Genomic DNA, 20,808 nt, shown 5'->3' with positions numbered 1-20,808 from the left:
AGCTCGCGGAATGCTGCTCTCTTTGATCTGAGTACCACGCAAGCAGCCTTGAGAATACCTGTTCGTCCACGGGGCAAGCACGCGGGCGGGCTCGCTCGGCGACGTCTCGTTACGATCGGTAACACCCGACGTCGCGCGCCGACCGCTTCACCCCGCGCCCGCGAGCGGCAGCCGGACGACGACCGTCGTCCCCCGCCCCACTGCGCTCCGCAGCGCGAGGGTCCCGCCGTGATCCTCGACGATCGAGCGCGAGAGCGGCAGGCCGAGCCCCGTGCCGCTCGGGTCGCGCTTCGTCGTCACGAACGGCTCCAGCACCGCGGCGAGGAGCTCCTCGGGGATGCCGCTGCCGTGGTCCTCGACCTCGACAACGATCTGGCTGGCCGCGATCCACCCTCGGACGGCGATGAGCGCGCCGGCCTCGGACGCGTCGCGGGCGTTCGCGAGCAGGTTGACGAAGACCTGGACGAGCTCGCGCCGATCGCCGATGACGACGAGCGAGTCGGGACAGGCCTGGTCCACCCGGACGTGGGGCGCCGCGCGGTCGAGCCGGATGAGCCGCACGGCCTCGGCGACCACCTCGGAGAGCGCCACCCGCCCGACCCGCGCGCGCGCGCCCTCGCCGGGCTTCGGCACGGCGCCGGTGCGGCTGTGGTCGAGCAGGGAGCGCAGGATGGCCTCGATGCGCGCCGCCTCGCCGAGGATGAGGCCCGCCCGCGCGCGGATCTCGTCGCTGTCGGACTCGGCGCGGAGGTTCTGCGCGAGGCAGGCGATGCCGGTGAGCGGGTTGCCGACCTCGTGGGCCACGCCGGCGGCGAGGCGGCCGAGCTGGGCGAGGCGGTCGCGGTGGGCGAGCTGCGCCTCGAGCGCGCGCTGCTCGGTGCGGTCCTCCACGAGGAGGACCACGCCCCCCGAGGCGGCGCGCGCGTCGAGCGGGTCGAGCGCGGCGCGGTGGACGCGCAGCGAGCGCGCGCGGCCGGCCACGTGCGCCTCGATCTCGTCCGCGCCGCCCTCGCCCGCGGAGGCGGCGCGGGCGGCGCGCGCGAACAGCTCCGCGAACGGGGCCGGCAGCCGGTCGAGCGGCGCCCCGACGAGGTCGCGCTCCTCGGCGCCGACGAGCGCCTCGAGGCGGCGGTTCACGAGGCTGATCGCGCCGTCGGAGCCGACGGCGCAGACGCCGAGGGGGAGCTGCGCGAGCACGGAGCGGAGCCAGCGCCGCAGGAGGTCGAGCTCCTTCGCGGCGCCGACGAACGTCGTCGTGGCCTCCCCGCGCGCGAGGCGCCGCTCCAGCCACCGGAGCTCCTCGGTGAGCGCGCCGCTCGCCGCTCGACTGCCGAACGCCGCGGGGGCGGCCTGCGCGTCCGCCTCCGCGACGGTCCTCGCGAGCACCGGGCCGACGAGCGGCGACAGGTTGCGGTGCAGGCGCTCCTGGAGCGCGTGGAGCTCCGTGGACCGCGTCTCGTCGCGCGGGATGTCGAGCTCGATCCGGGCGCGCGTGACCTCGAGCGCGGCCGCCTCGCGGCCGAGCAGCCGCGCGAGCCGCTCCTCCAGCGCGCCAACGCTCGAGGCCACGGTCGCGCGCTCGACCGACGGGCCGATCTCGCGGCGCGTGCACAGGCGCGCCGCCTCGCGCTCCTCCTCGGCCGGGGGGCGCAGGAGCGAGACGAGCCCGAGCGTGGCGCCGTTGACGGCGAGCGACACGAACGTGGGCAGCGACCAGGTGTCCGTGACCGTCACGTACACGGCGGGGTCGGCCCGGCCCGCGCCCTCGCGCAGGAGATCGAGCCACCCCGGGTCGAGCCCGGACAGCTCGGGCAGGAAGGGCGCGAGGCAGGTGGCGGTCCAGGTGCCGATGCCGGCCACGAGCCCGGCGAGGAACCCGGCGCGCGTCGCGCGCTCCCAGAAGAGCGCGGCGAAGAGCCCCGGCAGGAACTGCGCGAAGGCGACGAACGACACGATGCCGCTCTCGACGAGCAGCCCGCGGTGCGGCTGCGCGCGGTGGAAGAGCCACCCGCCGGCGAGGATGACGATCAGGAGCCCGCGGCGGAGCCACAGCACGCGCGCGTAGACGTTGCGGCGCAGCGTCCTCCGGGCGAGCGGCAGGAGCAGGTGCGTGGCGCTGGCGCTCGCGAGGGCGACGGCCGTGACCATGACCATGGCGCTCGCCGCGGAGATGCCGCCGATGAACGCGGCGAGCGCGAGCCAGCCCTGGCCGAGCAGCTGCGGCACGAGCAGCACGTAGCTGTCGGCGGGCTCGGCCGGCGCGAGGCGGGTCCCGGCCCAGAGGACGGGCAGGACGGGCAGGTTGAGGGCGAGCAGGAAGAGCGGGAAGGCCCAGGCCGCCTTGGCGAGCGCGCGGTCGCCGGCGCCGCTGGCGAACGCCATGTGCCACTGCCTCGGCAGCAGGAAGGCGGCGGCGAAGCTGATGACGAGCATCGACGTCCAGCCGCTGTCCTCGCGCACGGGGCGGCCGAGCGCCTCGACCTCGGCGGCGTGCTCGCCGAGCCAGCCCGCGAGCCCGCCCGCCCCGCCGAACACCCCGAGCACGGCGACGAGGCCCACCGCCGCGAGCACGGCGAGCTTCGCCGCCGACTCGAACGCGACCGCCGCCGCGAGGCCGTCCTCGCGCCCCTGCTCGGCGGCCGGGCGGGCGCCGAAGAACGCCGTGAAGAGCGTGAGCAGCGCCCAGAAGACGGCGCCCACGGCCTCCTCGTGCCCGGGCCCGGAGAGCACGCGGACCGACTGCTCGGTCGCGCGGAACTGCTGCGCGATGTAGGGCACGCTGGCGACGACGGAGAAGGCGGCGACGACCGCCCCCGCCGCGGGGCTCTGGAAGCGGAAGGCGAAGAGGTCTGCGAGCGAGGAGAGGCGCTGCTCGCGCGTGATCCGCAGGACGCGCGACCAGAGGAGCGGGGTGGCGATGCACGCGAGCGTCGGGCCGAGGTAGACAGCGAGGAAGACGAGGCCGTGGCGCTGCGCGAAGCCGACGCCGCCGTAGTAGGTCCACGACGAGGCGTAGACGCCGAGCGAGAGGGCGAGGACGAGCGGGTGACGCGCGAGCGCGCGGGGGATCCGCTCGCGCTGCGCGGCGAGCGCGATCGCGGCCAGCACGGCGAGCCAGGCCACCGTGGCGAAGAGGAGGACGCCGACGTCGATCACGGCGGCCCTCGATCACGGTCACCGGGCGCGGAGCCGCCGCGCTCGCGCTCGTCGCGGGGGGGCTCGCCGCGATCGCGGTCGGCGCGGTCGGCGCGTGTCGCGAGCACGGCGAGCGCGATCAGCGCCGCCCACACCGCGAAGACGGCGGCGACCGCGAGCAGGCCGCGGGCCCAGAGCAGCCGCGCCGGCGATACGAGGAGCACCGTGCCCAGCAGCATGAGCACGAGCGCGCGATCCGCGGCACCGGTATCCGCGCCGTGTCCTCCGCTCATGCGGAGAGGCTACCCAGGGCCGCAGCGGCTGAACATGCGCGGGCTCACAACGCAGCGCATTATTTCAGTGGTTGATGGGGGCGCGTCGCGCGCGCCGGCGCTCACCCGCTCTCGGCCGCGATCCCGGCGAGCAGGTTGCGCGCGTGCTCGATGACGCCCTCGTTGCCCGAGTCGGCGCCCCACTTCGCCGCCAGCGGGGGCCACGCCGCCCAGCGCTCGGCGGCGTGGGCCGCGAGGCCGGGCCACGTGGCGCCGCCGGCCGCCTCGAAGCGCGCGATGAGCGCGTCGAGCACCCCCTTGCCGAAGGCGCCGGCGAAGAGCGCGAAGTCGCCCGAGGGGTCGCCGAGGTGGGCCTCGGTCCAGTCGAGGATCCCGGTGAGCCGGCCGCCCTCGTCGACGAGCATGTGCCCGGGGTGCAGGTCGCCGTGCACGAGGGCGAGCTCGCGCGGCCAGATGGCGTCGTTCGCGAGCCAGCGCTGCCAGCGCGCCCACAGGACGTCCGGCGGCGCCAGCACGGCGCGCGTCTCGTCCATGGCGCGCGCGAGGGCCTGGCGCGCGCCGTCGATCGGCTTCACGGGGACGCCCGCCGCCTCGACCTCCGCCGCATCGGTGCGCTGCAGCGCGGCCAGGGCCTCCGCGACGGACGCGATGAACGCCGCCGAGGGCGCCGCCGGGTCGACGCGGTTCCAGCGCACGCCCGCCTCGGGATCCACGGTCACCGCGGGTACGTCGACGAGCCGCGGATACGCGATCACCTGATCGGTGTGCACGCGCCAGTCGGGCACGGCGACCGGCAGGCGCCTGCGCACGAGGGCCAGCACGCGGGCCTCCACGCGGGCAGACGCGACCACCGCGAGGCGGCGCGGCGTGCGCACGACCCATGGAACGCCGTCCTCGTCGCGGGCGTGCACGACGAGGAAATCGAGCCCGCTCGTGTCGAAGCCGGCGTGGGACGTGACGAGACGGAGCCCCTCGCGGCGCGCCGCATCGAGGAGCGCAGCGACGGAGTCGATGGGCGCAAAGGACGAAGGAGACGTGGACGGGGTACTGGTACGTTCGGTCATGAGAGCGAGCCTCTTCGCGCGCCACCTTTCCAGGGCGGCGCGCGTGAATGGGGAAGACTCGCGGCGCGAGCTCACGACCGGCCAGGCGTGCGTGGCATGCTCCTTCCGGGCTGCCGGGCGTGAGGCTCCGCGCCCCGGTCTTCCGCGTGATGAGGGAAGACAGGGCACGGACGGGCACCCGCGCGCTCGCCACGCCGACCCGGCCATGCCGGGGCTACGGGGAGGACGAGGATGCCGGGCTCAGCGCAGCCGGATGAATGCCACGGCCGGAGCATCTCACGCGGCGCCCCGGGCCGCAACGGCGTTCAGGGCGCTTGGCTCGACGCTGGCCCAGCGGCACGGCGGCGCCGCGAGATCCCGGCTCGGCCTCGAGCCAGGCGGCGAGGGTCCGCCTCCGCCTGGCTTACCCCCTCGCCTCTCTCCCCGAGAGCTTCGCCTTCATCAGGAAGTGCGAGAACGCCCCGAGGAACTCGCTCACCGACACACTGCCGTTCCTGTCGAGGTCGCAGACCTGCAAAAACTCGTCAACTTCGCTGTCGTGGAAGCCCTTCTCGCGAAACTTCGCCATGATCTCGGCCACGTCCAGGGCGCCGTCCCGATTCGTGTCGATCTCCTCGAAGGCCTGGAGCATCGAGTCCCGCATCATCGCTTTGAAGATCGCATCGCGAAGCTCGAGCTCCAGCACATCCAGGATGCTCCCCTCAGGCGACTCCAGGAGCCAGGGCGCCATCATCGTGGACCTCAGCACCGTCACCGTCGAGCCCAACGACGCCGAGACCCCGAGGCGCCGCTTGTAGTCCTCGATGAAGACGTTGCCGTAGTGCTCCTCGCTGAAGTCCGTCGTGCTCACGATCATCCGATAGTGATAGATGTCGTCCCCGGGGGCGATGCTCAAGAGATCATAGATCGCCTTGTTCAATCGGTTCATCATTTCGAGGCTGGTGTTGATCGAACCGTCTGGGTGCTTGAAGTTGACGGCGTAGGTGAGGATGTTCTGATCGGGACCGAGCTCCGGCAGCACCGCCATCGCCTCGGGGTCAGCCAGGAGCTCCTCGAGGCTCGGTCGGTCGATGCGCTCGCGGATGAACTGCAGCTCGCTCTCCACGTCGCCGCCCCCGATCTCGGCTGGAAGCCGCGGGACCGGGACGATGATGAACCGATCTTCCCGGCGAGCCAAGCAGAGGAGCCGCGCGTAGAACCTCTTGCAGTTGAAGAGGGCTTTCCGGTGGAGCTGCCCGTACCCGCTCCGGGTCGGCCGGATGACCTTGTGGCTCAGGTAGACCGCCGCCACCGCGGCTCCTGGCTTCGACCCTTCGAGCCCATAGATGCCCACGGTCGGCTCCGCGTCCCCGTGGACGATGTAGGGGGCCTTGAACGTCACCATGTCGCGCATCGCCGAGTTCCGGTAGCAGAGCGCCCCGGCCGGGTACGGGACATAGCCCGACTTGTGCGGATCCACCGTGATCGAATCCGCCCGGCCGAGCGCCGAGAGCTGCGCCGTCACGTACCTGCTCATCCCGATCTCGGCCGCAGGCCCCGAGGGCGCGTCCTTCGCGCGCGGCCCCTCGTCAGGGCGGAGGATCGAGGCGAAATAGCCGCCCCATGCGGCGTCTGCGTGGACCGTGAACGAGAGCCCCTCCTTCTGGAATCGATGGCGCAGGTCGAGGATCGCTTTCAGCGGATCGACCGCGCTCTCCTCCGTGCTCCCGACGACGCTCACCACCGTGTAGACCGGCCGCCGCTCGTCGAGGCAACGCTTCAGCGTCGCCTCCAGCGCGGAGAGGCTCATCCGCGCGTCGCAGTCCACGGGGATATCGAGCACGTTCGCCGAGCCGATGCCCAGCACGGCCGCTGCCTTGGGGAACGAGTAGTGCTTCGTGGCGGGGACGAGAAACACAGGCGAGCACGGCAGGTCTGCCCCACATCGCCGGTAGAGCTCCTGGATCCCCAGGTGCTGGAGGGAGTGGCCCGCCATCGCCGCCGTGATCGTATCGCTCGAGATGCCGTACTCCTGCGTGAGGCGCGCGGGCAGCGCGAGAATCTCGTCCACCTTGAGGTTCAGGAGCGACCAGGCGTCGAGGGCGCCGAGCTGCGCGCGCCTGCCGTCGCACGTGGTCACGACGAGCTCACGCGCCGCCGAGAGGCTCGGCTCGGATCTCATCGCGTCCCGGAGCGACAACGGGTAAAATTTCAAGTTCCTGGAAGACCAGATCGCCTCGATGTTCGCGACCGTGCCGCCGCAAGTGATGTGTCCCCAGGGTCGAATGGCCTTCTCGCCGGCGCCCTCGTCCGGCAGCGAATAGCCGAGCATCCGGCAGAGATCGTCGCCCACGAGCATCTCCAGGATCGTGGTCGCCGTGGACCCTTCGAACGCGACGTTGTTGGGGTTGTAGAGCATCGCGGCGAAGTAGCCGAGCACGCTGGGGATCGAGGTATCCCAGTTCATGTGCCCCTGGTACCGATCGCTGAAGAAGGGCACCGATTTCTTGAGGAACGACATGAGCGATCGAAAGCCGTCCTTCAGCGAGTCCATCGCGTGGAGGTAGGACGGGTGCCGCTTGGACTGCTCGGTGATGTGCGTGGGATCCTGAGGGTGGAAGTTCCGTCGCCAGAACGAGTGATCCCGGACGGCCTCCACGATGAGCCTCTCGAACTCGTCAGCGTTCTCGGCCTTCGGGCCCAAGAACCACGCCTCCGGCGACCTCGTCCCGGCCCCTTTGAGGAACGGCCCGTCGCCGAATTGGAAGTATTGTTTCATCCTGGATCTGTCGTTCGACGCCCGCCCGTCCATAAGGCTTTCGCTCCTCTTCACTCGCCGTCTCGAGGGAATCTCGCAACGAAGGTGGCCAGACGGTACAGGTCACCTTGGCCACGGTCAAGCCGGCGCGATCCGTGTTTGCAGGCGGTTTTGACCCGTTTGTCTCTCTAGCTGTCTGGTGCCGAGTCCTCCCCCGCGAGGTCGAGCAGGCGCGCGAGGACGACCTCGAGCCACCCCACCGCGCGCCCGCACCGACCGGCGCCCCACGGCGCCGGCTCCCCGGCCCGGAGCGCCCGCGCCCCGTTGGCGATGCCGCCGGGGCGCCGCCCGAGGTGCCGCGCGCAGAGGTCGCGCAGGTCGAGGAAAGGCGGGCGCCGGACGCCCTCCTGCGCGAGCACGTCCACCGTGAAAGAGCCCCAGGTGCCCAGCACGCCGTCACCGACGAAGGCGCGGAAGCGGGTCAGGGCAGCGCCCGCGTCCTCGCCGTCGAGAAGGCGCGCCTCGGGCACCTCGAGCTGGTGCGCGACGCTCGGGCCCAGCGGCCGCCGCGGGCGCAGGAACGCCTCGAAGCGCTCGCCCGACGCGCGGCAGGCCACGAGGTGGACGAGCTCGGATGTCGGCTCGGCCGCGCCCGCGCCCGCCGGCCCCCCGGAGCTGGCCCCGCCGTCGACGAGCACCAGCCTCTCCGGCTCGGCGAGGTAGGGGCGCAGCGGCGCGAGCGGCGAGGCCGCCTGCGCGCGCCGCCGCCGCGGGGCCTTGCTCCTCGCCTGGTGCTCGATCTGCCGGTCGACCATGAACGTGAAGGCCCGCAGCATCTCGTCGAAGCGCGCGGGCTCGCCCTCGAGCGCGCCGAGCGCGCTGGCCACCGCCTCGACCGTGGCGAGGCACTCGGGCCGCGGCTCCTTGCGGATGCGGTAGTTGCCCGGCGCGCGGGGCGTCACGCCGATGCGCCGCACCGAGGCCAGGCGCGGGTTCAACGCGAGCATCTTCCTCGCCTGCCACCACGTGCCGTCGACCACGAGGAGCGAGCGCACCGGCGCCCCGCCCGCCGCGGGCGCGTCGCCTCCGGGATAGAGCAAGGCCGTCGTCGGATCGCCGGCGAGGGCGGCGATCCGGGCGTCGTCCTCGAAGACCACCCCCTCGTGCAGCTCGGAGTTGGGCAGCGACAGGTGGGTCATGAGCGCCGTGCCGATGCCGACCTTCCGCTCGCGCGGGTGCTGGAGGAGCACGACCCGGGTCCTCGTCGGCAACGAGGGCAGGAGCGCGCAATAGCAGACCGGACGGGGGCGCCGGCAGCGCCAGCAGACGTCGCGCATGGGAGAGACCCCTTATAAGCTCCGCTGGCCCCAGGCCTCCAGCAGCTGCCGCGCGGCGCGCAGCGGGCTGAGCGATCCCGCCTCGACGAGCGCCTCCACGCCGGACAGGCGCTCGCGCACGCCGGCGCTGCGCAGGAACGCCTCCCGCAGGTGCCCCTCGATGAGCTCGAACAGCCAGCGGCGCGCCTGCGCGGCGCGGCGGCGCAGGAGCCAGCCGCCGGCCTGCATGTGCGCGCGATGGCGCAGCACGTTCTCCCACGCCTCGCTGACGCCTCGGCCCTCCTGGGCCGAGCAGACGCCGACGACGGGCGCCCAGCCGTGAGGCGCCGGAGGGAACAGGTGCAAGGCGCTCTCATAGTCGCGGCGCGCTCGCGCGGCCCTGTCGACGTTCCCGCCGTCGGCCTTGTTGATGATCACGAGATCGACAAGCTCCATGATGCCCCGCTTCACGCCTTGAAGCTCGTCGCCGGCCCCGGGCAACATGAGGAGCAGGAAGCAATCCGTCATGTCGGCGACGGCGACCTCGGATTGCCCGACACCCACCGTCTCGACAAGGATGTTGCTGTATCCGGCCGCCTCGCAGAGCACGATGGCCTGGCGCGTTGCCCGCGCCACGCCGCCGAGCGAGCCGCCCGACGGCGAGGGGCGGATGTAGGCCCGCGGGTCGCTCGCCAGCCGCGGCATCCGGGTCTTGTCGCCGAGGATGCTCCCGCCGTGGACAGGGCTGCTCGGGTCGACAGCGAGCACGGCCACCGTCTCCCCCCGGTCGCGCACGAGGTGAACGCCGAGGGCGTCGACGAACGTGCTCTTGCCGACCCCGGGCACGCCGGTGATGCCGAGGCGCGTGGCGCCGCCGGCGTGAGGCAGGCAGCGCTCCAGGACCTCCTCGGCGAGCTCCTGGTGGCGGGGGAGCGAGCTCTCGGCCAGCGTGATCGCGCGCGCGAGCGCCGCCCGGTCGCCCGCGAGGAGACCGTCGACGAGCTGCCTCGGGCTCGCCTTCAACCTAGCGCGCCTCCTGCGACGAGAGGCTCCCAAGGAGCGTCCGGACGATCCGCGCCGCGGCCTCGGGGATGACCGTCCCGGGCCCGAAGATCCCCGCGACGCCGCGCTCCTCCAGATACCGGTAGTCCTGCGGCGGGATCACGCCGCCCGCCACCACGAGGATGTCCCCGCGGCCCGCCTGCCCGAGCGCGTCGATGAGCTGCGGCACCAGGGTCTTGTGGCCGCCGGCGAGCGAGGAGACCCCGACCACGTGCACGTCGTTCTCGACGGCGTGGCGGGCCACCTCGTCCGGGGTCTGGAAGAGCGGGCCGATATCGACGTCGAACCCGAGATCCGCAAAGGCGGTGGCGATGACCTTCATCCCCCGGTCGTGCCCGTCTTGACCCATCTTGGCGACGAGGATGCGCGGGCGCCGGCCCTCGAGGGCCGCGAACTGCTGGACGAGCGCCTCCGCCTCGCGGCGGGCGGCCGCATCGCGGATCTCCGCGCCGTACACGCCGCTCACCGTGCGCACCGGGGCCTCGTAGCGGCCGAAGACGCGCTCGAGCGCGTCGGAGATCTCGCCGAGCGTCGCGCGGCGGCGCGCGGCGTCGACGGCGAGCGAAAGCAGGTTCCCCTCGCCCGTCTCGGCAGCGCGGGTGAGCGCGGCGAGCGACTCGCCCACGGCGGCCTCCGCGCGGGCGGCCTTCACCTCGCGCAGCCGCGCGAGCTGCTTCTCGCGAACCGCCGTGTTGTCCACCTCGCGGAGCTCGATAGGGGCCTCTCTCTCCAGCCTGTACGCGTTGACCCCGACGATGATGTCGCGGCCCGCGTCGATCCGGGCCTGCTTCCGGGCGGCCGCCTCCTCGATGCGCAGCTTGGGAAGGCCGTTCTCGATGGCCTTGACCATGCCGCCCAGGGACTCCACCTCCTGGATGAACTGCCACGCTCTCCGCGCGAGCCGGTCTGTCAGGCGTTCGACGTGGTAGGAGCCGCCCCACGGGTCGATGACCCGGCAGATATCCGTCTCCCGCTGCAAGAGGAGCTGGGTGTCGCGCGCGATCTTCGCCGAGAAGTCCGAGGGGAGCGCCAGCGCCTCGTCCAGCGCGTTCGTGTGCAGCGACTGCGTGCCGCCGAGCACCGCCGCGAGCGCCTCGATGGCCGTCCGCGTGACGTTGTTGAACGGGTCCTGCTCGGTGAGGCTCCAGCCCGACGTCTGGCAGTGGGTCCGCAGCGCCATGGTCTTCGGGTTCTTCGGGTGGAACCCCTTCACGATCTTCGCCCACAGGAGCCGCGCGGCCCGCAGCTTGGCGATCTCGGTGAAATGGTCCATGCCGATGCCGAAGAAGAACGAGAACCGCCCGGCGAAATCGTCGATATCCATGCCCGACGCGATCCCGGTGCGCAGGTACTCGAGGCCGTCGGCGAGCGTGTACGCGAGCTCCAGCTCGGCGGTCGCGCCGGCCTCCTGCATGTGATAGCCGCTGATGCTGATCGAGTTGAACCTGGGTGTCTTCTCGGCGGTGTAACGGAAGATGTCGGCGACGATCCTCATCGACGGCGCCGGAGGGTAGATATACGTGTTCCGGACCATGAACTCCTTGAGGATGTCGTTCTGGATGGTCCCGGAGAGCAGCTCGGGGCGCGCGCCCTGCTCCTCGGCGGCGACGATGTAGAAGGCCATGATGGGGAGCACGGCGCCGTTCATCGTCATCGACACGCTCATCGTATCGAGCGGGATCTGGTCGAAGAGGATCTTCATGTCCTCGACGGTGTCGATGGCCACACCGGCCTTCCCCACATCGCCGACCACGCGCGGGTGATCCGAGTCGTAGCCGCGGTGGGTCGCGAGGTCGAAGGCCACCGAGAGCCCGGTCTGCCCTGCGGCCAGGTTGCGGCGGTAGAACGCGTTCGACTCCTCGGCCGTCGAGTAGCCGGCGTACTGGCGGACGGTCCACGGGCGGACCACGTACATGCTGGTATACGGCCCGCGCAGGAACGGCGGCGCGCCGGCGGAGAAGCCGAGGTGATCGAGCGACGCGACGTCCGACGGGGCCGCGCCCGGCTCCGGGATCTCCCTCGTGTCGCCGAGCTGCCGCATCGCCGCGCGCGCCAGGCTCCGCGCGAGCTGCTCGACGTACCAGGAGCCGGCCGCAGGGCTGTCTCCGGCGTCGAAGCGGGCCTCCTCGCGGAGGATGACCCGGGCGTTGCCGAGCAGGCGCTCGGGCGGCGTGACCACGATGTCGTCCGCGCCGCCCGCGATGGCCGCCATCATCCCGACGATGCCGCGGAGGAGGTTCTTGTGCTCCTCGTCGCCAGGGACCGCGGCCGACGGGATGACGGCGGTGATCGTGGCGCCCGGCCGCAGGAGCTCGGCCAGGAGGCGCGCCGCGCAGAGGCGGGCGATCTCCAGGAAATAGCTGCATCCCATCGTGAACCGCAGCTCCGGCGCGCCGCTCCCGAGCTCGGCGACCAGCGACGCCACGAGCGGGCCACCCGTGGCCGGCGGGAGCGAGGGGCTGTCCGGCGCGAAGATCGGCGGCACGAGGAGCCCCTCGGCGCTCGCCCAGGAGAGGTCGTCCGCGGTCTTGCCCTTGAGATCCCGGTGGAGCGCCTGCTTCCACGTCGCGAGCGCGACCGGCGCGAACTCGGCGAAGAGCCTGTCATCCATGGGACTGCACGACCTCGATGAGGTGACCGAACGGCGCGTCCTCGCGCGATCGGGGGTGCACGAAGAAGATCGTCGTGCCCCGGGAGCCCGGCCGCGGCGCCGCGTCGATGATGCGGAAGCCGCGCGCCTTGAGCTCGTCGAAGGCGGCCTGGACGTCGCTGACCCGGTAGGCGACGTGGGCGAAGCCCCCGCGACCGCCGTTCTTGTCGATGAGCTTCTGGACGGGAGACTCGGCAGAGAGCGGCTCGAGGAGCTGGACGTGGTTGTCGCTGTCGCCGATGCGGAGCATCACCTCGCGGACCTGATCCGTGCCCCGCACTTCCTCCCGGTGCACCTCGCGGAAGCCGAGCATCTCGTACGCCTCCACCTGCGCGTCGAGCTGCCCGGCGGGCACGGCCATGGCGATGTGGTCGATGAACAGAAACCCGGGAATCTGGTCCTTCATGGGCTCTCGTTGGGTCGGGAGGCCGGTCGGGGCTGCAGGGGCCGGCCGTGTCGAGGGGGGCGCCATGCGCGCAGCTTGAGCCGCGAAGCGGGGCGGCGGCAAGAGCCGCGCGCCGCGCGCCGCGCGACGCTGCTGACGCGCGACGGGCTGCGGGCGTGGGCCGGCGTCGTTATAGACTCGCGACGACGCGCGAGAGCGCGAGCGCGCCCTGGGCAACAGAGGGGGGAGCGTGCGACATGAAGGGACGGGATCACGACGAGCTCGTCGCGGAACTCGAGCGGCTGCGCCTGCGCGTGAGCGAGCTCGAGAAGGACAGGGGCCGTCGCGGCGCGGGGGTGGAACGGCTCGCGGACTACGTGCGGCTCCTGACGAGTTACATGCCGGCGGCGGTCGCGCTGTTCGACCGCGACATGCGTTACCTGCTGACGAGCAAGCGCTGGCTCGAAGACTATGGCCTCGCGCCGCGCGAGATCATCGGTCTCTCGCACTACGAGGTCTTCCCCGACATCCCGCAGCGATGGAAGGACATCCACCAGCGCTGCCTCGCAGGGGCGAGCGAGCGCCACGAGGAGGACCCGTTCCAGCGATCCGACGGGCGCGTCGAGTGGGTGCGCTGGCAGGTCTTCCCGTGGCACGACGAGCGCGGGGGGATCGGTGGCATCATGATGTTCACCGAGGTCATCACCAAGCAGAAGGAGCTCCAGGATCGGCTGCGTGCGCAGTCTGCCGCCCTCCGCGAGCTGTCGACGCCGATCATCCCGATCTGCGACGAGGTGCTGGTCCTGCCGCTCATCGGCACGCTGGACGAGCGCCGCTCGCACCAGCTGGCGGAGGCGCTCCTCAACAAGATCTCCGACAACAGAGCGCAGATATGCATCGTCGACCTCACGGGCGTCTCCGCCTTGGATACGCGGGCAGCGAGCGCGCTCGCGCGGATCGCGCAGGCGGTGCGGCTGCTCGGCGTCGAGGTGGTGTTGACGGGCATCCGGCCCGAGGTCGCTCAGGCGCTGGTCGCCCTGGAGGTGGAGCTCAGCAGCATCGTCACGCGCCGCGACCTCTCCCACGGGATCGCGTTCGCGATGGCGGCCAAGAAGCCCTGACCGCCCGACCCATCCGGGCTCACCGTACCCGCCACGCCGGGTGCTCGTCCCCGATGGCGGGCGCCTCCACGAGGCCGTTCTCGACCGCCCCGTCGTCGCTCTCCGGCTCGCACAGGTACACGGCGATCGCGCCGAGCTGCTGCTCGGTGTCGACCCGGGACCAGCCCGCGGGGGCCCGCCGGGCCTCCTCGCGCCACCGCACCGACACCTCTCCGACCCGGGCCGCCTCCAGGATCGCCCGTCCGCCCTCGGCGCCGAGCGACGCCACCCGGGCGACCTCGACGTCGTAGATGCCCCCGGCCGGCTCGACGCGGAGGCCGTGCCGGCGCAGGGCCTCGGCGATCGCCGGCGGCACGAGGTACGCCCGCGGCCGATCCACCACGGTGGTCCCGACGAACCGCGCGTGGTGCGGGATCCGCAGGGTGACAGGCTCGCCGTCGAACGTCCGCGGGCTGCGCGTCAGGATGTCGATCGGGGCCCCGGTCGGCTCGAGGCGGTACCGGACCGCGACGCGCTCCGGCGGCCGAGCGCTCGCGGCCACGACCTCGCGGACCGCGTCGGCGTGGGCGGCGACCCAGGAGAGGGCCTCGATCTGCCACGCCGAGGCGGTCTGGACGCGCTCCTCGAACGGGAGATAGCTGTAGCACTCGAGGAGCAGGTCGAGCCGCCCCGTGAGCCCGCGGTAGTTCGAGCCGAACCGCGGGTGGTGCGGGTAGGTCATCCAGCCGAGGCCGACGGGCGAGGCCGGGTCGACCTCGCCGTCGGCGTCGAGCACCCGCTCGTCCTCGACGAAGTTGCCGTACCAGCCGCTCTCGAAGCCGCGCCGCCGGACCGCGGCGATCACGTCGGGGACCAGGCAATCGCGCACCATCGCGATCGGCTCGGGGCGGCCGGACTCGATGGTGTGCGGCACATCGACCGTCATGTGGAACCGGTGCACCGACCCGTTGGTCGCGTGGTTGTCGATCGTGAGATCGGGCGCCCAGGGGATGCACACGCGCTGCTGGAGCAGGCGCATCTCGGGCGCGGCCTGGCGGAGGTAGTCGCGGTTCAGGTTGATGCCCTGGCTCTGGGTGCGGGTGCCCACGACGGGACCTGGCTGGCCGGTGAGCTTCTTGAGGTCGAGGCGGCGGTTCCGCGGGTCGAGCGCGTCGTTGCCATCCGCGTTGAACAGCGGAACGACGAGGAGCACGAGGGCGTCGAGCCAGTCCGGGTGGCGGCCGTCGAGCAGATCGCGGACGAGCGCGAGGCTGGCCTCCTTGCCCTCGACCTCGCCGGGATGGATCCCGTCGAGCATCAGCACCACGGGGCGCCCGGCGCGGCGAGCGTCGTCCGGGGATCGCACGCCGTCCCTGGACAGCACGAGCAGCGGCAGCTCCCTCCCGCCCGGGCTGGTCCCGAAGGTGGTCACGTGCAGGCGGGGGTCGTTGCGGCCTTCGAGCGCGCGGACGAACCGCATCACGTCGGCGTGCAGGGAGGTCTCCCGGAATCCGGTGGCTTCGGCGCGGGTGAGCAGCATGGGCCCGATCTCTACCCCGCCGCCCGCAGGAGGGGGCAGCGATCGACGACGACGGCGCGACGACGGCCGACGACGACGGCGCGACGACGGCGCGCCCGCCGGAAGAGCCCGCACGTGTGGTGGTGTGGCGGGTGTGGTGGACGAAGCGACGGAGTCCTCGTCCAGGCTGGTCAGATCGACAGGACAGGATGCGACCCGAAAGCGTGGAAGGCTCGGCAGGCGCGTCAGAGACGCATGTCTTCCCTTCTCCACGGTCACGGGCGTCACGGGCGCGGGCGGTCCGCACGCGGCACACGCGGTGTCAAAACGCTCAAAGAACGGATTGTCATTTTGGCAGGATGAGCCATTGTACAGGTGGCGGAAGTGTCAGCTTTGGCAGAGCGGCGCAAGAAGCCCCTCGATCCATGCGCTGGTTCCAGCGGATGGCTGCTGGCACGACGCTCGCATTCGCAGGAGTCGTCACAGGGACGCTGGCAGCGAGCGGGCGCTCGCGAACGAGGCAGGTAGCACGATGTTGAAGATCCTCCGGAAGTTGAATGAAGGGAGCCTCCTCCAGCGCACAATGATGCATATCGCGGTGCTCGTCGCTGGATCTGCGAGCGTCGTCGCGCTGACCAGCGTGCTGCTCGTGTCGACCGCGAGGACCGTGCTGCCGCGGCACGACGCGACCGAGGGCGGCGCCGACAAGGCAGATGAGGAGCAGAGCGCGGACTCGGATGCTGATCCGAGCTCGTCGGAGGCGGCGGCGAGCCCCGCCGGCGCGAGGGGCGCGCCGAAGGCGCTGGCGCAGGCGCGCATGGCGAGTCGACGCGAGAGCGCGGTCGCGCGGTGATCACCACATCACCTCATCACGGCATCTCCCTCGCGCGGACGCGCGGCGGTCGTCGCCTCGCCGCGAGGGCGTGAGCGCCGGCCAAGGGAACGCCGCGCCAGGACACCTGCGGCTGGATCCGCTCGGCGCGCACGTGGTAGCACCTCTGCCGATGACCCAGCCTCCGAGCCCCCTCGCCACCCCTGTCGCGTGGAACATCGTCGCCGACGACTACGCGGCCGACATCGTCCCTCACTTCGAGAAGTATGCCGCCGACGCGCTCCGGCTCGCCGGCGTCGTCCCGGGCGCCCGCGTGCTCGACGTGGCCGCCGGGCCAGGCACCCTGTCCCTCCTCGCCGCCCGGGAGGCGCGCGTGACCGCGCTCGATTTCGCCCCCGCGATGGTCGAGCAGCTGCGCGAGCGCGCCGCGCGCGCGGGGCTCGCGGTGGACGCCCGCGTCGGCGACGGCATGGCGCTGCCCTTCGAGGACGGCTCCTTCGATGCCGCCTTCTCGATGTTCGGGCTGATGTTCTTCCCCGACCGCGACCGCGGCTTCCGCGAGCTCCTCCGGGTGCTGCGCCCCGGCGGCCGCGCCGTCGTCGGGAGCTGGGCGCCGATGGACAGGACACCCATTCTCGGAGAGCTCTTCTCGGCCATCCGCGCCGAGCTGCCCGGCCTGCCTTTCGGCGAGGGCAAGGCGCCGCTCGGGGATCCAGACGAGTTCCGCGCCGAGATGGAGGCGGCGGGCTTTCGAGACGTGTCGGTGCGAGAGGTCGAGCACGCCATGGAGGCGCCCTCGACCGAGCTGCTCTGGGGCTCGATGCGCCGGAGCAACGCGCCGCTCGTGCTCCTGCGGGAAAAGCTCGGGGAGGCCCGCTGGGGGGAGCTCGGCGAGGCGATCCTGGGCAGGCTGCAAGCGCGGTTCGGCGACGGTCCTCAGCAGCTCTCGATGACCGCCCTCCTGGGCGCCGGCTCGCGCTAGCGCCATCGCATCGCCACGCCCCGAACGGCGCGGCGCGTGGGCCCGGCGAGGGCCCACGACGATCGCTCCTCGCTGCGCCAGCGCGGCCGCACCGGCTACGGAGCGACGCGGAGCGTCCGCGACGCCACGAGCGCCCGGCAGAGGGCGATCCGGTCGTCCAGGTCGAGCCCGGGCAGCTCGCGCACGTAGAAGATGCCGTGCCGGGCGATGAAGCGCAGCGCGGCCTCGCCCCATGCGTCGACGCGCACGAGCACCGCGTCGCCCTGGACGAGCTCCGCCTTGCCGTCGCTCAGCCGGACCGACACCTCGCGATCGCGGATCACGCGGCGCGGGCCGCAGACGGACGACGCGTCGCTCCACAGCTCGGGCGGCGGCTCGCCGTACAGGGCGCTGTACGCGTCCGCGAACTCGTCCCACGTCGCCTCGCGGCAGGCGTGCGTGACGGGCGCATTGCTCGGCGCGTGGTGCAGGAAGCGCCCGAAGAAGCGCCGACAGAAGTCGGCATATTCGATTGTAAAGAGAGCAAACTGGTGCCAGGCCTCGTCGACGCGCAGCGAGAACATCGGGTAAGCCCGGGATCGGTCGGAGTCGACGAGCCAGAGATAGCGCACGAGCTCCCGGAACAGCGCTTCTGCCTCGCGCTCGGTGGCCACGGTCTTGTTCATGAGCAGCTTGCTGATGACGAACGGCGCCCGGTAGGCAAAGAGTTCAGGCCGCCTGCGCGCGCTCGGCGTCACGACGTCTGTTTGCGTGGGCTGCGTGGGCTGCGTGGGCTGCGTGGGCTGCGTGGGCTGCGTGGGCTGCGTGGGCTGCGTGGGCCGCGTGGGCTGCGTGGATTGCATGGCTCAGTTCTCCTGGGCTTCGAAGGGCTGAAAGGTCCCCCAGTCGACGAGGGCGCGGGCGAGCGCGAGCTGCTCCGCCTCCGCGAGGCCGGGGATGTCGCTGGGGCGGAGCTCCCGGGCGGCCGACACCGCGCGGAGGGCGGGCCCGGCCCACGCGTCGACGCGGAGAAGGACCTGGGCGCGCCCGCCGGAGTGGGCGACGAGCTCGGCGCGGCCCGCGCGGGGCGCCACGTCGAGATCCACGCCCGGCCAGCGGCGCGAGAGGACGGCGTGCGCGCCGAGGGCCTCGGTCCGGCCGAGCGCCCGGGCGGCGCGCCGCCGGGTCCCCGCGTCGCCGCGGGCGTGGAGGCGCGCGAGGAGCGCGGCCGCCTGCGGGCCCCGCCGCTCGAGGGCGTCGATCTGCGCCCGGCGCACGCACTCCCGCTCGTGCGCGAGGAGCGCCGCCGAGAGCGCGTCCTCCGGCTCCGCTCGGGGTGCCGCGGGGGTCAGGCCCTCGATGGGGCCCACCTGCGCCTCGATGACAGGACCGTCGTGAGGGCCGAACAGGTGCAGCGAGATGGACCAGCTCCCCGTCGGGTTCCGCGGATCGTGGATGCACGGCCCGTAGATGTGGCCGACCCGCCCGGCCTCCGCGGAGAACAGCCGCTTCGGCACGAGCCGCCGCGCGCGGGCCGTCGCGTCCCAGTCGAAGGTCGCGACGTCGAGCGTGTTGTGGACGACCGCCGTGACCGTCCAGTCCGAGTGCTCGTGGGCGCCGGCCGCGCGCCCGGGCCGCCAGTACGCGAACGCGAGGCGCACGCCGAGCTCGGGGATGACGTGGAACGGCGCGAGATCCGGCGCGCCGTCGCGACGCTCGATCTCGAGCGCGAAGAGGTCGAGCAGGAGCTCGTCGTCCGAGAGCCCGGCGCGGACCGCGCCCTCGACCGCGCGCACATCATCGCGCGCCGGATGGCCGCGGTCTTCTGGGCCCGGGAAATCGAGCCGCCCGAAGAGGGCGGTGAGCTCGGCGAGCCTCATGGCGCGACCCGGAGGAAGTCGCCCTTCACGAGCGGACGGCAGAGCGCCACGCGCTCGCCGTCCTCGAGGCCGGGGAGCTCGCGGACATAGAAGTGATCGCAGTCGACGATGAACTGCAGCGCGTCCTTCGCCCACGCGTCGATGCGCAGGAGCACGCGCGGCGGCTCCAGCGACCACACGAGATCTGCCTTCCCCTCCTCTACCCGAACGAAGATGGGCCGGCCGAACGTGACGCGGATGAGCCGCGTGTCGGGCGTCACGGCGAGCTCGTCGCTCCACGCCGCGGAGACGGGCCCGAAGAGCGCCTCGTACTCGGCGCGAAACTCGGCGCGGGTCATCTCGGGGCGCGATCCGGGGCCGCGAGGAGCCGTGTTGGCGGTGTGGTGGACGAACTCGCCGAAGAAGCGGTGCCCGAAGGCCGCATACTCCTCGGTGAAGAGGACGAACTGGTGCCAGACCTCGTCGATCCTCCGGGAGAACATGGGGACTTGCCGGGTCCGGTTCGCCTCGCAGAGGAAGAGGTATTTCTTTACCTCGTCGAGGAGCCGCGCCGCCTCCTCGCAGGAATGGACCACCCGGTCCTTGACGAGCTTCTCTTCGAGCCACGGCGCGCGGAAGGAGAGCAGTTCGGGGATGATTGACGTGTCCATCACCGTGCGCTCGTTGCGAGCTTCATGCCGAGCGGCGCTCGCCCGCTTCGGAGACGGGCCCATCTCGACGTTTTCGGTGCTCGGCGCACCGGCGTGCGCCTGCGCGCCGAAAACGCCGATCTGAGCCCGTCTCCTGTGCGGGCGAGCGCCGCTCGGGGACCCCACCGCGTGCACCGGAGCTGGCCCGATCGGGAAGGGCGATGCCAGACCGATTTCCCCAACTGGGAAAGGGGTTGCTCAAGCGCGGGCGATACCGCGCCAAAGCGGCCGATATCGCGGCAAAACGGCGTGGCACGGCGACTGCAATAGCCCTCCTCGCGGGACGTCGAGTCCCCGGATGGAAATAACCAACCCACTACGGAGCAATCGCCATGAACGAGCAGATCAAGGTCGAGGTCGAGGTCGAGTCGAAGCAGGAGACCGTCGAGGAGCGCCCTGCGCGCCTGACGGTGGAGGTCCCCACGGAGCTCCAGGCGGGCCTTGCCCCGCAGGTTTGCACCTGCCCGCCCGGCTGTTGCGGCTGCTGAGCCGACCTCGAGGCGCGGGGGACCGCGGCCCGCGGCGACCGGCTCCTCGAACCTGACGACACGACCGCGGAGGCCCGCGCTGCGACGAGCAGCGTCGGGCCTTTCGCGTTCAAGGCGCGCGACGCGCCGGCGAGGCCGGCCGTTCGCGCCGGACGCTCACAGATCGAAGCGACCCGACGCCTCGGGCTGATAGACGATGCGCTCGATCCGGAGCCGCCGGGTGCGGCTCGGCGTGGGCCACTCCACCTCGTCTGCCTCTCGACAGCCGAGCAGCGCGAGCCCCATCGGCGCGAGCACCGAGATGCGGCCGCTCTTCACGTCGGCGATCCCGGGAAACACCACGGTCACGCAGAGCCGCTCCTCTGTGTCGAGATCGAGGAGCTCGACCCTGGAGTTCATGGTGACCACGTTCGGCGGGATATCCGCTGGCTTCACGACGTCGGCGCGCTCGATCTCGATCTCGAGCGCCTCCAGGTTCGGGGAGTCGCCCCCGGGCCGCGCGCGCAGCGCCTCGAGCAGGCGCGCGAGGCGATCGCGGTCAAATTCGGTGAGGACGATGGGGTTCGAGTGAGGTGCCATGAGCTGAGATCTCCTTGTGTCGTCGGTGCGATCCGGGCTCGGCCGAAGGTCCGCGCCGGCGAGCTGGACGGCGTGAGTGCTCGCCCAGGTCGCCCGCTCGGGCGCCCTCGATGCCAGG

The 20,808-nt window shown here is 72.2% G+C and carries 17 protein-coding genes; 4 read left to right on the top strand and 13 right to left on the bottom strand.

The features are described from left to right. Positions 1-147 precede the first annotated feature (147 nt). The 8 genes from WMF14_RS15635 to WMF14_RS15600 form a co-directional block, all read right to left on the bottom strand. Positions 148-3,156 carry an ATP-binding protein gene (locus tag WMF14_RS15635; protein WP_437801806.1) on the bottom strand — a complete coding sequence of 1,003 codons (3,009 nt, stop codon included), beginning with the start codon at positions 3,154-3,156 and terminating at the stop codon, positions 148-150. Beyond that, positions 3,153-3,428 (bottom strand): hypothetical protein, encoded by a 276-nt coding sequence (locus tag WMF14_RS15630; protein ID WP_437329499.1) that lies wholly within the window; start codon positions 3,426-3,428, stop codon positions 3,153-3,155. The genes WMF14_RS15635 and WMF14_RS15630 overlap by 4 nt, the downstream gene beginning before the upstream one ends. Before the next feature lie 101 nt (positions 3,429-3,529). Beyond that, positions 3,530-4,492 carry a macrolide 2'-phosphotransferase gene (locus WMF14_RS15625; RefSeq protein WP_437801804.1) on the bottom strand — a complete coding sequence of 321 codons (963 nt, stop codon included), beginning with the start codon at positions 4,490-4,492 and terminating at the stop codon, positions 3,530-3,532. Positions 4,493-4,895: 403 nt separating this feature from the next. Beyond that, entirely contained in the window at positions 4,896-7,250 is a 2,355-nt protein-coding gene (locus tag WMF14_RS15620) for a pyridoxal-dependent decarboxylase (RefSeq protein ID WP_437801802.1), read from the bottom strand. Between the two features lie 167 nt (positions 7,251-7,417). Next, positions 7,418-8,566 (bottom strand): DTW domain-containing protein, encoded by a 1,149-nt coding sequence (locus WMF14_RS15615; protein ID WP_437801800.1) that lies wholly within the window; start codon positions 8,564-8,566, stop codon positions 7,418-7,420. 12 nt (positions 8,567-8,578) lie between these two features. Next, on the bottom strand, positions 8,579-9,568 hold the full coding sequence (gene meaB, locus WMF14_RS15610; protein ID WP_437801798.1) for a methylmalonyl Co-A mutase-associated GTPase MeaB: 990 nt from the start codon (positions 9,566-9,568) through the stop codon (positions 8,579-8,581). A gap of 1 nt (position 9,569) precedes the next feature. Next, positions 9,570-12,218 (bottom strand): methylmalonyl-CoA mutase, encoded by a 2,649-nt coding sequence (gene scpA, locus WMF14_RS15605; RefSeq protein WP_437801797.1) that lies wholly within the window; start codon positions 12,216-12,218, stop codon positions 9,570-9,572. Beyond that, a complete protein-coding gene (locus tag WMF14_RS15600; protein ID WP_437801795.1) occupies positions 12,211-12,663 on the bottom strand; it encodes a VOC family protein in 453 nt (150 codons plus the stop codon). The genes scpA and WMF14_RS15600 overlap by 8 nt, the downstream gene beginning before the upstream one ends. A gap of 236 nt (positions 12,664-12,899) precedes the next feature. Between WMF14_RS15600 and WMF14_RS15595 the strand changes: the two genes are divergently transcribed. Beyond that, positions 12,900-13,763 carry a PAS domain-containing protein gene (locus WMF14_RS15595; protein ID WP_437801793.1) on the top strand — a complete coding sequence of 288 codons (864 nt, stop codon included), beginning with the start codon at positions 12,900-12,902 and terminating at the stop codon, positions 13,761-13,763. Between the two features lie 19 nt (positions 13,764-13,782). On the opposite strand, the gene WMF14_RS15590 is transcribed toward WMF14_RS15595, so the two are convergent. Further along, a complete protein-coding gene (locus WMF14_RS15590; protein WP_437801791.1) occupies positions 13,783-15,282 on the bottom strand; it encodes a M14 family metallopeptidase in 1,500 nt (499 codons plus the stop codon). A 511-nt stretch (positions 15,283-15,793) separates the two neighbouring features. Between WMF14_RS15590 and WMF14_RS15585 the strand changes: the two genes are divergently transcribed. Both WMF14_RS15585 and WMF14_RS15580 read left to right on the top strand, forming a co-directional pair. Next, on the top strand, positions 15,794-16,114 hold the full coding sequence (locus tag WMF14_RS15585; protein WP_272103769.1) for a hypothetical protein: 321 nt from the start codon (positions 15,794-15,796) through the stop codon (positions 16,112-16,114). A gap of 151 nt (positions 16,115-16,265) precedes the next feature. Beyond that, complete coding sequence (locus WMF14_RS15580) at positions 16,266-17,075, top strand: class I SAM-dependent methyltransferase (protein WP_437801789.1); 810 nt, start codon at positions 16,266-16,268, stop codon at positions 17,073-17,075. Between the two features lie 95 nt (positions 17,076-17,170). Here the strand turns inward: WMF14_RS15580 and WMF14_RS15575 are convergent, their stop codons facing one another. Genes WMF14_RS15575 through WMF14_RS15565 form a run of 3 tightly spaced genes read right to left on the bottom strand, consistent with a single transcriptional unit; the run spans position 17,171 to position 19,584 of the window. After that, entirely contained in the window at positions 17,171-17,917 is a 747-nt protein-coding gene (locus tag WMF14_RS15575; RefSeq protein WP_437801787.1) for a glycine-rich domain-containing protein, read from the bottom strand. A gap of 3 nt (positions 17,918-17,920) precedes the next feature. Further along, complete coding sequence (locus WMF14_RS15570) at positions 17,921-18,934, bottom strand: hypothetical protein (RefSeq protein WP_437801786.1); 1,014 nt, start codon at positions 18,932-18,934, stop codon at positions 17,921-17,923. Then, positions 18,931-19,584, bottom strand: coding sequence for a hypothetical protein (locus tag WMF14_RS15565; protein ID WP_437801784.1), 654 nt, complete (start codon positions 19,582-19,584; stop codon positions 18,931-18,933). Before WMF14_RS15565 ends, WMF14_RS15570 begins: the two co-directional genes overlap by 4 nt. A gap of 371 nt (positions 19,585-19,955) precedes the next feature. On the opposite strand from WMF14_RS15565, the gene WMF14_RS15560 reads away from it, so the two are divergent. Further along, entirely contained in the window at positions 19,956-20,111 is a 156-nt protein-coding gene (locus WMF14_RS15560; RefSeq protein WP_272103759.1) for a hypothetical protein, read from the top strand. Between the two features lie 156 nt (positions 20,112-20,267). Here the strand turns inward: WMF14_RS15560 and rnk are convergent, their stop codons facing one another. After that, entirely contained in the window at positions 20,268-20,690 is a 423-nt protein-coding gene (rnk, locus tag WMF14_RS15555) for a nucleoside diphosphate kinase regulator (RefSeq protein ID WP_272103758.1), read from the bottom strand. Between the last annotated feature and the right edge of the window lie 118 nt (positions 20,691-20,808).

It is taken from the genome of Sorangium sp. So ce693 (genome assembly GCF_051521375.1).
In the GTDB taxonomy this organism is placed as follows: Bacteria; Myxococcota_A; Polyangia; order Polyangiales; family Polyangiaceae; genus Sorangium; species Sorangium atrum.
This window is presented reverse-complemented; position numbering and strand designations above follow the sequence as displayed.

What these genes read in the sequence shown, in the direction of transcription:
- rnk (WP_272103758.1), bottom strand. Translation starts at nt 20,690, where the DNA reads ATGGCACCTCACTCGAACCCCATCGTCCTCACCGAATTTGACCGCGAT.
- WMF14_RS15590 (WP_437801791.1), bottom strand. Translation starts at nt 15,282, where the DNA reads ATGCTGCTCACCCGCGCCGAAGCCACCGGATTCCGGGAGACCTCCCTG.
- WMF14_RS15620 (WP_437801802.1), bottom strand. Translation starts at nt 7,250, where the DNA reads ATGAAACAATACTTCCAATTCGGCGACGGGCCGTTCCTCAAAGGGGCC.
- WMF14_RS15595 (WP_437801793.1), top strand. Translation starts at nt 12,900, where the DNA reads ATGAAGGGACGGGATCACGACGAGCTCGTCGCGGAACTCGAGCGGCTG.
- WMF14_RS15585 (WP_272103769.1), top strand. Translation starts at nt 15,794, where the DNA reads ATGTTGAAGATCCTCCGGAAGTTGAATGAAGGGAGCCTCCTCCAGCGC.
- WMF14_RS15560 (WP_272103759.1), top strand. Translation starts at nt 19,956, where the DNA reads ATGAACGAGCAGATCAAGGTCGAGGTCGAGGTCGAGTCGAAGCAGGAG.
- WMF14_RS15615 (WP_437801800.1), bottom strand. Translation starts at nt 8,566, where the DNA reads ATGCGCGACGTCTGCTGGCGCTGCCGGCGCCCCCGTCCGGTCTGCTAT.
- WMF14_RS15580 (WP_437801789.1), top strand. Translation starts at nt 16,266, where the DNA reads ATGACCCAGCCTCCGAGCCCCCTCGCCACCCCTGTCGCGTGGAACATC.
- scpA (WP_437801797.1), bottom strand. Translation starts at nt 12,218, where the DNA reads ATGGATGACAGGCTCTTCGCCGAGTTCGCGCCGGTCGCGCTCGCGACG.
- WMF14_RS15565 (WP_437801784.1), bottom strand. Translation starts at nt 19,584, where the DNA reads ATGGACACGTCAATCATCCCCGAACTGCTCTCCTTCCGCGCGCCGTGG.
- WMF14_RS15600 (WP_437801795.1), bottom strand. Translation starts at nt 12,663, where the DNA reads ATGAAGGACCAGATTCCCGGGTTTCTGTTCATCGACCACATCGCCATG.
- WMF14_RS15630 (WP_437329499.1), bottom strand. Translation starts at nt 3,428, where the DNA reads ATGAGCGGAGGACACGGCGCGGATACCGGTGCCGCGGATCGCGCGCTC.
- WMF14_RS15575 (WP_437801787.1), bottom strand. Translation starts at nt 17,917, where the DNA reads ATGCAATCCACGCAGCCCACGCGGCCCACGCAGCCCACGCAGCCCACG.
- WMF14_RS15625 (WP_437801804.1), bottom strand. Translation starts at nt 4,492, where the DNA reads ATGACCGAACGTACCAGTACCCCGTCCACGTCTCCTTCGTCCTTTGCG.
- WMF14_RS15570 (WP_437801786.1), bottom strand. Translation starts at nt 18,934, where the DNA reads ATGAGGCTCGCCGAGCTCACCGCCCTCTTCGGGCGGCTCGATTTCCCG.